General features: G+C 71.8%; 9 protein-coding genes and 1 pseudogene. 8 read left to right on the plus strand and 2 right to left on the minus strand.

What is annotated here, in order from left to right; all coding sequences use genetic code 11:
- Positions 1–71 precede the first annotated feature (71 nt).
- From ABZ865_RS34760 to ABZ865_RS34795, 8 genes are all read left to right on the plus strand, one after another.
- Positions 72–908 (plus strand): undecaprenyl-diphosphate phosphatase, encoded by an 837-nt coding sequence (locus ABZ865_RS34760; RefSeq protein WP_361239404.1) that lies wholly within the window; start codon positions 72–74, stop codon positions 906–908.
- Between the two features lie 172 nt (positions 909–1080).
- The gene (locus ABZ865_RS34765) at positions 1081–1758 is read left to right on the plus strand and encodes a FadR/GntR family transcriptional regulator (protein WP_361239727.1); all 678 of its coding nucleotides are present in this window, start codon (positions 1081–1083) and stop codon (positions 1756–1758) included.
- Positions 1755–3197 carry an amino acid permease gene (locus ABZ865_RS34770; protein WP_361239406.1) on the plus strand — a complete coding sequence of 481 codons (1443 nt, stop codon included), beginning with the start codon at positions 1755–1757 and terminating at the stop codon, positions 3195–3197. Before ABZ865_RS34765 ends, ABZ865_RS34770 begins: the two co-directional genes overlap by 4 nt.
- Before the next feature lie 32 nt (positions 3198–3229).
- Complete coding sequence (locus ABZ865_RS34775; RefSeq protein ID WP_361239408.1) at positions 3230–4246, plus strand: asparaginase; 1017 nt, start codon at positions 3230–3232, stop codon at positions 4244–4246.
- A gap of 139 nt (positions 4247–4385) precedes the next feature.
- A complete protein-coding gene (aspA, locus tag ABZ865_RS34780; protein ID WP_361239410.1) occupies positions 4386–5798 on the plus strand; it encodes an aspartate ammonia-lyase in 1413 nt (470 codons plus the stop codon).
- Between the two features lie 171 nt (positions 5799–5969).
- Entirely contained in the window at positions 5970–6896 is a 927-nt protein-coding gene (locus tag ABZ865_RS34785) for a glutaminase (protein WP_361239729.1), read from the plus strand.
- 162 nt (positions 6897–7058) lie between these two features.
- A complete protein-coding gene (gene mptB, locus ABZ865_RS34790; RefSeq protein WP_361239731.1) occupies positions 7059–8453 on the plus strand; it encodes a polyprenol phosphomannose-dependent alpha 1,6 mannosyltransferase MptB in 1395 nt (464 codons plus the stop codon).
- A gap of 41 nt (positions 8454–8494) precedes the next feature.
- Complete coding sequence (locus ABZ865_RS34795) at positions 8495–9877, plus strand: glycosyltransferase 87 family protein (RefSeq protein ID WP_361239412.1); 1383 nt, start codon at positions 8495–8497, stop codon at positions 9875–9877.
- An 11-nt stretch (positions 9878–9888) separates the two neighbouring features.
- Here the strand turns inward: ABZ865_RS34795 and ABZ865_RS34800 are convergent.
- Both ABZ865_RS34800 and rho read right to left on the minus strand, forming a co-directional pair.
- Positions 9889–10770 (minus strand): annotated as a pseudogene (locus tag ABZ865_RS34800) (serine hydrolase); the annotation flags it as partial.
- A gap of 127 nt (positions 10771–10897) precedes the next feature.
- Positions 10898–12046 carry a transcription termination factor Rho gene (gene rho, locus ABZ865_RS34805; protein WP_361239414.1) on the minus strand — a complete coding sequence of 383 codons (1149 nt, stop codon included), beginning with the start codon at positions 12044–12046 and terminating at the stop codon, positions 10898–10900.
- Between the last annotated feature and the right edge of the window lie 357 nt (positions 12047–12403).

Consider the following 12403-nt stretch of genomic DNA (forward strand, 5'->3'; position numbering starts at 1 on the left):
TTGGCGTACGGCCGGGCATAGTAAGTACTGTCTACAGCACTGTCGACCAACTCTCCTCAGAACTGGATTCCATGAGTGCCATCTCCGTCGGTCAGGCCGTCGTCCTCGGAGTAGTCGAGGGGGTGACCGAGTTCCTCCCCGTGTCCTCCACCGGCCACCTCAAGATCGCCGAGGGGCTCATGGACATCCCCGTCGACGACAAGTCCGTCGTCGGGTTCTCCGCCGTCATCCAGGTCGGCGCCATCGCCGCCGTGCTCGTGTACTTCTTCAAGGACATCAAGCGGATCGTCTCCGCGTGGTTCCGCGGCCTGACCAACCGCGAGGAGCGCTACCACCACGACTACAAGTTCGCCTGGTGGGTGATCGCCGCGACCATCCCGATCGTGCTGGTGGGCCTGGCCGCCAAGCCGCTGATCGAGGGCCCGCTCGCCTCGCTGTGGGTGGTGGCCGGATCGCTGATCGTCGGCTCGGGTGTGATGTGGGCGGCGGACCAGATGGGCCGGCACAAGCGCGGTGAGGACGACACCTCCTTCAAGGACGCGATGCTGGTCGGCTGCTCGCAGATCCTCGCCCTGCTCTTCCCCGGCTTCTCCCGCTCCGGCGCCACCATGTCCACCGCGCTCGTCCTGGACCTGGACCGCGTCGCCGCCACCCGGCTGTCCTTCTTCCTCGGCATCCCGGCGCTGACCGGCGCCGGCATCTACGAGCTCAAGGACGCCCTCGGCGCGGGCGTGGGCGCCGCCCCGCTGGCCGCCGGCACGATCGTGTCCTTCGTGGTCGCCTACGCCTCCATCGCCTGGCTGCTGAAGTTCGTCGCCAAGCACTCCTTCAACGCCTTCGTCATCTACCGCATCGTCATCGGCGTGGCCCTGCTCGGCCTGCTCGCCAGTGGCACGCTCAGCAGCTGAGCGCACCTCTCACCACCCCACGGGGTGCGGATGCCCGTATTCAGGGCGCCGCACCCCGTGCATGTTTTCGTACATCCCGCCTTGACAGGCGCCTTCCGCAACCCGCAGGATCGCTCCCGTGAACCTGTCAGACAGCCAGACAGGTGGTCGGACCCCGCGGCGCGTGAGCGCCATGGAAGCGGTTCTCGGCCACCTCCGCGGCGCCATCGAGCGCGGCGAGTACGCCATAGGCGACAAGCTCCCCTCCGAGGCCGAGCTGTGCCGCACCCTCGAGGTGTCCCGGCCCGTGCTCCGCGAGGCGCTGCGCGCGCTGCAGACGATGGGCCTGACCATCTCCCGGACCGGCAGGGGCACCTTCGTGGTGGCCAACGCCGTGGAGGACCCGACCTTCGGCGACTACGCGGCCAGCGATCTGCTGGAGGTGCGCCGGCACGTCGAGATCCCGGTCGCCGGGTACGCGGCCCTGCGCCGCACCCCGGAGAACCTGGACCACCTGGCCCACCTGCTGGACCGCATGGAACGGGAGACGGACACCACCGCGTGGGTCGCGATGGACACCCTCTTCCACCTCGCCGTGGCCGAGGCCGCCCAGAACCCGGTCTTCCGCCGGGTCATCGAGGAGATCCGCGACGCACTGGCGCGTCAGTCGGCCTTCCTCAACGAGCTGGGCGGGCGCCGCGAGCAGTCCAACCGCGAGCACCGGGCCATCGTCGAGGCGCTGACCGACGGTTCCGAGCACGACGCGATCGAGGCGATGAGCCACCACCTCGACCGCGTCGAGACCACCCTCACCGACATCGTGCGCCCCGGGCGCACGGAGCAGCCCACGGAAGGCGGACCCGAGGCGTGAGCGAACAGCACCTCAAAGACGAGACGCGCCCATCGTCCACCCATGTAGACGCCGGAGACGCCGGCTACAGCAAGAGCCTGAAGCACCGGCACGTCAACATGATCGCCATCGGCGGTGCCATCGGCACCGGCCTCTTCCTCGGCGCGGGCGGCCGGCTCGCCGACGCCGGACCCTCCCTGTTCGTCGCCTACGCCGTCTGCGGCGTCTTCGCCTTCCTCGTCGTCCGCGCCCTCGGCGAACTCGTGCTCTACCGCCCGTCCTCCGGCGCCTTCGTGTCGTACGCCCGGGAGTTCCTGGGCGAGAAGGGCGCGTACACCGCGGGCTGGATGTACTTCCTCAACTGGGCGACCACCGGCATCGCCGACATCACGGCGGTGGCCACGTACACCCACTACTGGGGCATGTTCTCCGACATCCCGCAGTGGGTGATCGCGCTGATCGCCCTGGCCGTCGTCCTCACGGTGAACCTCATCTCCGTGAAGATCTTCGGCGAACTGGAGTTCTGGTTCGCGATCGTCAAGGTCAGCGCGCTGGTCGTCTTCATGTGCATCGGCATCTTCCTGCTGGTCACCCAGCACCCCGTGGACGGCGGGACCCCCGGTCCCTCCCTGATCACCGACCACGACGGCGTCTTCCCGAACGGGCTGCTGCCCATGCTGCTGATCATCCAGGGCGTCGTCTTCGCCTACGCCTCCGTCGAGCTGGTCGGCGTCGCGGCGGGCGAGACCGAGAACCCCGAGAAGATCATGCCCAAGGCGATCAACTCGATCATGTGGCGCGTCGGCCTGTTCTACGTCGGCTCGGTCGTCCTGCTCTCGATGCTCCTGCCCTGGAACGAGTACACCGCCGGCGAGAGCCCCTTCGTCACCGTCCTGTCCCACATCGGCGTCCCCGCGGCCGGCGACGTGATGAACCTGGTCGTCCTCACCGCGGCCATGTCCTCGCTCAACTCCGGTCTGTACTCCACCGGCCGCATCCTGCGCTCCATGGCGGTCAGCGGCTCGGCCCCGAAGTTCACCGCGAGGATGAGCCGCAGCCAGGTCCCGTACGGCGGAATCCTGCTCACCAGCGGTATCTGTGTCCTCGGTGTCGGCCTGAACTACGTCGTCCCGGCGGACGCCTTCGAGATCGTCCTCAACTTCGCGGCGATCGGCATCCTCGCCACCTGGGGCATGATCATGATCTGTCACCTGCTCTTCTGGCAGAAGACCCAGAAGGGCGAACTGGCCCGGCCCTCCTACCGGCTGCCGGGATCCCCGTGGACCGAACTCGTGACGCTGGCCTTCCTCGCCACCGTCCTGGTCCTCATGTACGCCGACGGCGGCGCCGGACGCACCACCGTGCTGTGCCTGCCGCTGATCGTCGGAGCGCTGGTCGCGGGCTGGTACGCCATCCGCGGACGCATAGCGCGCACGTCCACCACCGGAGCCGACGCGTGATCCGCGCCGCACTCCCTGACAAGCAGGCAGTGATGTACAGCAGTTCCCCTGCGGACGCACCCATCGTCCGCGAGCCCCTCCACGCCCCCGTCGCCCACCTCATCCGCGGCGGCGTCGTCGAGGGCATCCACTACGGCTCCGTCGTCGTCCTCGGCGCCGACGGCCAGGTCCAGTTCCAGCTCGGCGACATCGAGGCCGCCTTCTACCCGCGCTCGGCCATCAAGCCCGTCCAGGCCGTCGCCATGCTGCGGGCCGGGCTGCCGCTGGACGGCGAACTCCTCTCGCTGGCCGCCGCCAGCCACTCCGGCGAGGAACGCCACCTCGCCGGCACCCGGCGGATCCTCGAACTCGCCGGCCTCACCGAGGACCGGCTGCGCAACGTCCCCGACCTGCCGTACGACCCCGCGGTCCGGGACGCCTGGATCCGGGAGGGCCGTGCGCCCTCCCGGCTGGCGCAGAACTGCTCCGGCAAGCACGCGGCGATGCTCTGGACCGCGCGGCTCAACGGCTGGTCCCTGGAGGACTATCTGGACCCCGCGCACCCCCTCCAGCAGGCCATCGCCGAGATCGTCGAGGATCTGACCGGCCAGCGCGTGGCCCAGGTGACCGTGGACGGGTGCGGCGCGCCGCTGTTCTCCATCTCCCTGCACGGCCTCGCCCGCGCCGTCTCCCGCATCACCACCGCAGCTCCGGGCACGCCCGAGGCCCGGGTCGCCGACGCGATGCGCTCGCACGCCGACATGGCCTCCGGCAAGGGGCGGGACGTGGCTGCGTTGATGCGGGCCGTGCCGGGGCTGCTCGCCAAGGACGGCTTCGAGGGCGTGCAGGTCGCTGCGCTGCCTGATGGCCGGGCCATCGCCGTGAAGATCGCCGACGGGGCGAATCGCGCCCGCGTTCCGGTCGCCGCGGCGGCGCTCGCGCGCGCGGGCGTCGACCCCGGGCTGCTGACCGAGTTCGCCGGAGAGGCGCTGCTCGGGGGCGGGGAGCCGGTGGGCTGCGTGCGCGCTGTCCGCGCGCTGGACCCGGTTCCGCTGACGGCTTGCGCCTGATGGTCTGCGGACCGGCGCGTTCGTAGGGGCGCTCCGGTCGCGTTCTCGCTGCGGGCCGTCTGTGGCTGGTCGCGCAGTTCCCCGCGCCCCTTCCAGGGGCGCTGTCACCTCTGTATCTCAGAAAGAGAACCTCTTCGTCATGACTGCCGCCACCCGCCCCGAGCACGATCTCCTCGGCGACCGTGACGTACCCGCCGACGCCTACTGGGGGGTTCACACCCTGCGCGCGACGGAGAACTTCCCCATCACCGGAACTCCGATCTCCGCCTACCCGCACCTGATCGACGCGCTGGCCGCCGTCAAGGAGGCCGCCGCCCTCGCGAACGAGGAACTCGGTCTGCTGGCGCCGGAGAAGGCGGCCGCGATCGTCGCCGCCTGCCGGGAGATCCGCGACGGCAAGCTGCACGACCAGTTCGTCGTGGACGTCATCCAGGGCGGCGCCGGCACGTCGACCAACATGAACGCCAACGAGGTCGTGGCGAACCGGGCGCTGGAACTGCTGGGCCACGCCAAGGGGCAGTACGCGTTCCTGCACCCCAACGAGGACGTCAACCTCGGCCAGTCGACCAATGACGTCTACCCGACCGCCGTCAAGATCGCGACGGTGTTCGCGGTACGGGGACTGCTCAAGGCGATGTCCGTCCTGCAGGACGCCTTCGCCCGTAAGGCCGTCGAGTTCCGTGGCGTGCTCAAGATGGGCCGTACCCAGTTGCAGGACGCCGTGCCGATGACGCTCGGCCAGGAGTTCTCCGCCTACGCCGTCATGATCGAGGAGGACCGCAGCCGTCTTGCCGAGGCCGTCGAGCTGATCCATGAGATCAACCTGGGCGCCACGGCGATCGGCACCGGCCTCAACGCCCCCGTCGGCTACGCCGAAGCCGCCCGCCGCCACCTCGCCGCCATCACCGGGCTGCCCCTGGTCACCGCCGCCAACCTGGTCGAGGCCACCCAGGACTGCGGCGCGTTCGTGCAGATGTCCGGCGTGCTCAAGCGGATCGCGGTCAAGCTCTCCAAGAGCTGCAACGACCTGCGTCTGCTGTCCTCCGGTCCGCGTGCCGGCCTCGGCGAGATCAACCTGCCCCCGGTGCAGGCCGGTTCGTCGATCATGCCGGGCAAGGTCAACCCGGTGATCCCGGAGGTCGTCAACCAGGTCGCCTTCGAGGTGATCGGCAACGACGTGGCCATCACCATGGCCGCCGAGGCCGGACAGCTCCAGCTCAACGCCTTCGAGCCGATCATCCTGCACTCCCTGTCGGAGAGCATCACCCACCTGCGGGCGGCCTGCGTGACCCTCGCCGAGCGCTGCGTGGACGGCATCAGCGCGAACACCGAGGCACTGCGCGCCACCGTGGAGAACTCCATCGGCCTGGTCACCGCGCTCAACCCGCACATCGGGTACACGGCCGCCACCGACATCGCCAAGGAGGCCCTCGTCACCGGCCGGGGCGTGGCCGAACTGGTCCTGGAGAAGGGCCTGCTCCCGGCCGAACGGCTGACGGATCTGCTCCGCCCGGAGGTGCTCGCCGGCACCCCCACCGCGCCGGCCATCTGACGGAGCCGGCAGGCCGCGTGCCGCCCGCCCGACCGGGAACACGGGACGGGCGGGCGGCACGCGAGTTGCGTCGTCACCCCCGGGGACAACACCCCCGGGGACAACACCCCCAGGGACCACACCTTCGGGGACCGAACCCTCACGGCGCCCGGAAGACAGGAGTGCGGCATGATGACGATCATGACCTCGCAGTTCCAGCCGGTGCTCGACCGCATCATGGACGAGATCGACCGCACCCCGGGACGCGGCCGGTCCGCCGACTACATCCCGGCCCTCGCCGCCTGCGACCCCCGCAGCTTCGGCATGGCCCTCGCCGAACTGGACGGCACGGTGTACGGGGTGGGGGACTGGCAGCAGCCGTTCTCCACGCAGTCCATCACCAAGGTCTTCACGCTCGCCCTCGACCTGGCCCGCGAGGGCGACGCACTGTGGGAGCACGTGGGGCGCGAACCCTCCGGCAACCCGTTCAACTCCCTGGTGCAGCTGGAGTACGAGAACGGCATCCCGCGGAATCCTTTCATCAACGCGGGCGCGCTCGTCGTCACCGACCGCCTCCAGACCCGTACCGGAGACGCGGCCGGGGAGCTGCTGGCCTTTTTGCGCGCCGAGAGCGGCAACCCGGACCTGGACTTCGACTTCGAGGTCGCCGCCTCCGAGACCGCGCACGGCGACCGGAACGCCGCCCTCGCCCATTTCATGGCGTCCTACGGCAACATCGACAACCCGGTGCCGGCCCTGCTCGACCAGTACTTCCGGCAGTGCTCCATCGCCGCCTCCTGCGCCGACCTCGCCCTCGCCGCCGGCTTCCTCGCCCGGCACGGCATCCGCGCCGACGGCAGCCGGCTGCTCACCCGCAGCCAGGCCAAGCAGGTCAACGCGGTGATGCTGACGTGCGGTACGTACGACGCGGCCGGCGACTTCGCCTACCGCGTCGGGCTGCCCGGCAAGAGCGGCGTCGGCGGCGGGATCATCGCGATCGTGCCCGGCCGGTGCACGCTGTGCGTGTGGAGCCCGGGACTCGACGAACGCGGCAACTCGGTCGCCGGCGTCGCCGCCCTGGACCGGTTCACCACGCTCACCGGACTGTCGGTGTTCTGACGGAAGTGATCTGAGGAAGTGGTCTGAGGGAGCGTTCTGAGGGAAGTGATTTGACGGAAACGTCATCGGTCCTCACACGCCGGACACGTACGGGCTGCCTGCAGGGGAGGGGAACGTCGCCTCCCGGCCACCCGGTGTCGACACGCTGAGCCAGTGTTGGCCATCGCATTCCCCGTCGATCTCCGCCGCTGCCGGCTGCTCGGCCTGACCGGCACCGCCTGCCTCGCGCTGGGCGGTGAGACGGCCGGTGCCCTGCCCGTGCGCGATCTCCTGGCGCCCGCCTCCGCGCAGGCCGCGCTCGGACTGGTCGGGGTCTACTTCGGTGTCGTGCTCCTCATAGCGGCCTGGGTGCTGCTCGGGCGCCTGGTGCGCGGCCCCCAGCCGCCGACCCCGCGTGCCCTGCTGCTGGTGCTGGCCGTCTGGGCCGGCCCGCTGCTGCTGGCGCCCCCGCTGTTCAGCCGGGACGTCTACAGCTACCTGGCGCAGGGCGCCATGGTCGACGCCCACATGGACGTGTACGCCGAGGGGCCCGACACGCTCGGCGGGCCGCTGGCCGACGAGGTCGCCCCGGTCTGGCAGCACACCGCCGCACCCTACGGTCCCGCCTTCCTGGGCCTGGCCTCCGCGCTGAGCGCGCTGACCCGCGGCGAACTGCCCGCCGGACTCCTCGGCATGCGCCTGCTCGCCCTGCTCGGCGTGGCCCTCATGGCGGCGGCGCTGCCCCGCCTGGCCCGGCACAGCGGCGCCGACCCGGCGGCCGCGCTCTGGCTCGGCGCCCTGAACCCGCTGGTCCTGCTGCACCTGGTCGCGGGCGCCCACAACGACGCGATCATGCTCGGCCTGCTGGGACTGGGGCTGGTCGCCGCGCGCGGCCGGTGGCCCGTGCTCGGAGCCGTCCTGGTCACGCTGGCGGCGCTGGTCAAGGCGCCCGCCGTGCTCGGCCTCCTCGCGGTGGTGGCCCTCCAGGCCCGCGCCGGGCGCCCGCCGCTGCGCGCCGTCCTGACCACCGCCGTCGGCGCCGCCGTCACCACGGTCGCCGCCACCGCCGTGGCCGGCACCGGCTACGGCTGGATCGGCGCCCTGGACACCCCCGTCTCCCCGCACAACTGGGCGCTCACCAGCCTGCTCGGCCGGGCCACCGGCGCTCTGCTCGACCACCTCGGCAGCAACCTGGCCCCGCTGGCCGTCCCGGCCTGGCATCTGCTCGGCCTCGCCGCGACCGCGGTCGCCGTCCTGCTGATATGGCTCAGGCTGCGCTTCCGGCCCGTGTACGCGCTCGGCCTCAGCCTGCTGACGGTCGCCGTGTTCGGCCCGGCGATCCGGCCCTGGTACGTGCTGTGGGGCCTGTTCCTCATCGCGGCCGCCGCGCCCAGCACCTCCGTACGGCACCGGGTGGCGGCGCTGGCGGGCGTGCTCGCCCTGGCCGTCCTGCCCAGCGGCGGACCGGCGGACGCCGGCCAGCTCGTGCTCGCGGTGTCCGGCGGGGTGCTCGGCGTGGTCGTGCTGTGGCAGGCCCACCTGACGGCGCAGGCTCCGGCACCGGGGCGTACGGCATGAGCGGGACACCACAGACGTTGCCGACGACGAGGAAACCGACGTTGCCGAACCCTCGCACCGACCGGGGCCGCCTGCTCCTCGTGCTCGCCCTCGCCATCGCGGTGACCGTGTTCACAGCGACCGTGCCGCTGCTGCGCGACTTCTTCGACCTGCGCGTCTACTACGGCACCGTGCACACCTGGGTCCACCACGGCGGCCGGATCTACGACTACCACGTGCCGGGGACGTCGTACGGCTTCACCTACCCGCCGTTCGCCGCGCTCGTCATGCTGCCGCTGGCGGTCCTCGGCCGGAACACCGCGATCGTGGCGTCCCTGCTGGTGAACCTCGCCGCGCTCGCCGTGGTCCTGCGGATCCTGGCGGGGCCCCGCTGGCGGCGGCACGGCTGGTACCGCTGGTCGCTGGCCCTGTGCGGGCTGGCCCTGTTCGAGCCGCTACGGGACACCGTCAGCTTCGGCCAGGTGAACCTGCTGCTGCTCGCCCTGGTCCTCGGCGACTCCTGGCTGCTGACGACCGGTCGGGGCCGCTGGGCGGGCGCCGGGATCGGGCTCGCCGCCGCGATCAAGCTCACCCCTGCCCTGTTCATCGGTCTGCTGCTGCTCGCCGGGCGCCGGCGCGCGGCCGGGACGGCGACCGCCGTCGCCCTGGCGGCGACCGCGCTGGCCGCCTGGGCGGACCCGGACGCGTCCCGCTTCTACTGGACCGAGGCGCTCTGGGAGACCGGCCGGGTCGGCCGGCTCGACTACGTCTCCAACCAGTCGCTGCAGGGTGTCCTGGCCCGGCTCGGCGAGCCGGACCGGGCGCTGTGGGCCGTGGCGGTCCTGCTGGTGCTGTGCGTATGGGCGGCGAAGGCGCGCCGCGCGGTGGCGGCTGGCGACTGGACCGCGGCCTTCGCCCTCACCGGAGCGGCGGCCTGCCTGGTCAGCCCCATCACCTGGGTGCACCACCTGGTGTGGCTGCTGCCGTCCTTCGTGGTGCTGGCCCGCGCCGGACACCGACGGATCGCGGGCGCCCTGTACGCGGTGCTGTGCACCAGCGTGGTGTGGCTCTGGTTCGAGGACGCCTCGGGCATCGACGGCTTCCTCGGCAGCAACGTCTACACCTGGATCACACTGGGCCTGCTGCTGGGTCTGCCGACCGGTCAGCCGCCTGCCGCCCGGCCGCCCTTGACGCGCAGCGCGATCGCCACGGCACCCGCGCCGAGCACGGCGAGACCCGCGACGGTGGCGGTCCCCGACCAGTCCGAGTCGTCGTCCGGCGCCGGGGACGTGGCCGCCGCGACCGGTACGGCGGTCTGCCCGCCCTTGGGCGCGGGGCGCAGCCCGTCCAGCGACCCCACCGGATCCACCCGGCCGGCGGCGGCGAAGCCCCAGTCGAGCAGCTCGCGGGCCTCCTCGTACACCGCCAACCCGCCGCCTTCCTGAGGGTTCATCACCGTGACCACCAGGGTGCGGCCGCCCCGGCGGGCCGCCGCGACCAGGGTGTTGCCCGCGTTGCTGGTGTAGCCGTTCTTGATGCCGATCAGCCCCGGATACGGCGCCACACCGTCCTCGCCGGTCAGCAGCCGGTTGGTGTTCTCGATGGCGTACGGCCATCCGTCGCCGGGGAACTCGGCGCGCGCGGTGGAGCAGTACCGGGCGAAGTCGGGGTTGCGCAGCCCGGCGCGGCCGAAGACCGCCAGGTCGTACGCCGAGGACACCTGGTCCGGGGCGTCGTAGCCGTCGGGGGAGACGACGTGGGTGTCCAGAGCGCCCAGGGAACGGGCCTTCGTCTGCATCCGGGCGGCCGTGGCGTCCCAGCCGCCGTTCAGGGACGCGAGCACGTGCACGGCGTCGTTGCCGGAGTTGAGGAAGACCCCGTTCCACAGGTCGGACACCTGGTAGGTGTGGCCCTCCTCGACACCGACGAGGCTGCTGCCCTCGCCGACGCCCGCCAGCTCCTCGTACCGGACGGTGTGCCGCAGCCCGGCGGGCAGGCCGGGCAGCACGGTGAGGGCGAACAGGGTCTTCAGGGTGCTCGCGGGCGGCAGTTTGCGGTGCGCCTCGTTCGCGGCCAGCACCTCACCGCTGTCCGCGTCCGCGACCAGCCAGGACAGCGCGGAGACGTCCGGCACCTGCGGCGCCCCGGCCAGCGGGCGCACCTGAACGCCGGAGCCGTAGAGCAGCGACGGCTGCGGGACGGCCGCGTGCGGCCGGGGCGGAGCGGGTTCCCCCGCGCGGTGACCCGTGGCGGCAGCGGCCGGCCCGAGTGCCAGCGCGCCCGCCACGCACAGGGAACAGGCCGACACGACCGCCCGACGAGAGAATCCGGTGTTCATATGATCAAACTAAGAAGGGGAGGGTGGCGCGGCGCGCTGCCCGCGCCGAACGGCCCAGCGGAGCAACCCGGATGCCGCACTACGGGGTGCCCGGGTACCGCTCATGCCGTGGCGGGGGCGGTATCGCTCAGCCAGCGGGTAGCGTCGGCTGGACGCGGCGCAGGAACGCGGCGTTGTCGGGGGTGTCCCGCATCCGCTCCAGCAGCGTCTCCAGGGCGGCCGGACCGCCCTCCCGGGAGCGCAGGGCGCGCCGCAGCCCCCGTACGGCCGTCAACTCGGCCGGGGTGAGCAGGAGTTCCTCGCGGCGCGTGCCCGTGGTGTCGATGTCCACGGCCGGGAAGACCCGGCGGCCGGCCAGCTCCCGGTCCAGCCGGAGCTCCATGTTGCCGGTGCTCTTCAGCTCCTCGAAGAAGTAGCCGTCGGCACGCGAGCCGGTGTCCACCAGCACGGTGGCGAGGATGGTGAGCGAGCCGCCCTCCTCGGCCTGCCGGGCGGCGCCGAAGAACCGCTTGGGGCCGAGCAGCGCGCCCGCGTCCACCCCGCCGCTGAGGGTGCGTCCGCCGGCGGCGGAGGCGTTGTTGTGGGCGCGGCACAGCCGGGTCAGGGAGTCCAGCAGGACGACGACGTCCTCGCCGGCCTCGACCAGCCGCTTGGCCCGCTCGACGACGAGGTCCGCGAGCGCGATGTGTTCCCTGGCCGGCCGGTCGAAGGTGGAGGCGTACACCTCGCCGCGCACCGAGCGGCGCATGTCGGTGACCTCCTCGGGGCGCTCGTCCAGCAGGACGACCATCAGCCGGCACTCGGGGTGGTTGCCGGCGACGGCGGCGGCCAGCTGCTGGAGCAGTACGGTCTTGCCGCTCTTCGGCGGGGCCACGATCAGTCCGCGCTGCCCCTTGCCTACCGGCGCGAACAGGTCGGTGACGCGTCCGGCGAGGCCGGACGCCGGGTGTTCGAGGCGGATCCGCTCGTGCGGATGCAGCGGGGTCAGATCGCGGAAGTGACGGCGGCCCCGCAGCCGGTCGGGCGCGAGCCCGTTGACGCGGGCGACCTCGGTCAGGGTGCGCTGTGCCCCGCGGACGCCCTCGACGAGATCGCCCTTGCGCAGGCCGTACCGGCGGATCAGCGCCGGGGGCACCTGGGGGTCGGCGGGGGAGGAAAGGCAGGTCGGGGCCCGCAGATACCCCTTCCCGTGCCCGTCGATGTCGAGGACACCGGTGACGAGGCGTTCGGCCGGGGCCTGCGGCGCCGCTGGAGTGGGTTCGAGTGTGGTGGTCATGGATGGGACGTCCTTTCTCGGACGGTCTCGGATGGTCTCGACGGAAGGGGAAACAGAGGGGGAGGGGGAAGCCGCGTGGGGGAGACGGACGGACCTGCCTCCGGGCGGCGCGAACGACACCTCGGGTACGGCGATGAAAGCCCTGGTCACGAGGTGATGCTGAGAAGAAGCCCGGGCCGGACGGAAACCATCGGCACGAGGGCTGGGTGAAGAGACAGCGGCAACGGCGCCCGGACGACGGGACGCACACCTGCGCTGATCGCACTATACCGGTGCTCTCGGGATGGTCAACAGGAAGCCGTGCGCCGATATTCCCTCGCTGTTTTCCGGCCACCGCGCCCGCCGGGTTGACGCGCG

Source organism: Streptomyces sp. NPDC047085 (genome assembly GCF_040643735.1).
GTDB lineage: Bacteria > Actinomycetota > Actinomycetes > Streptomycetales > Streptomycetaceae > Streptomyces.

Bases quoted from the DNA above. Each gene is read 5' to 3' on its own strand.
- ABZ865_RS34760 (WP_361239404.1), top strand. From the start codon at position 72: ATGAGTGCCATCTCCGTCGGTCAGGCCGTCGTCCTCGGAGTAGTCGAG.
- ABZ865_RS34765 (WP_361239727.1), top strand. From the start codon at position 1,081: ATGGAAGCGGTTCTCGGCCACCTCCGCGGCGCCATCGAGCGCGGCGAG.
- ABZ865_RS34775 (WP_361239408.1), top strand. From the start codon at position 3,230: ATGTACAGCAGTTCCCCTGCGGACGCACCCATCGTCCGCGAGCCCCTC.
- aspA (WP_361239410.1), top strand. From the start codon at position 4,386: ATGACTGCCGCCACCCGCCCCGAGCACGATCTCCTCGGCGACCGTGAC.
- ABZ865_RS34785 (WP_361239729.1), top strand. From the start codon at position 5,970: ATGACGATCATGACCTCGCAGTTCCAGCCGGTGCTCGACCGCATCATG.
- rho (WP_361239414.1), bottom strand. From the start codon at position 12,046: ATGACCACCACACTCGAACCCACTCCAGCGGCGCCGCAGGCCCCGGCC.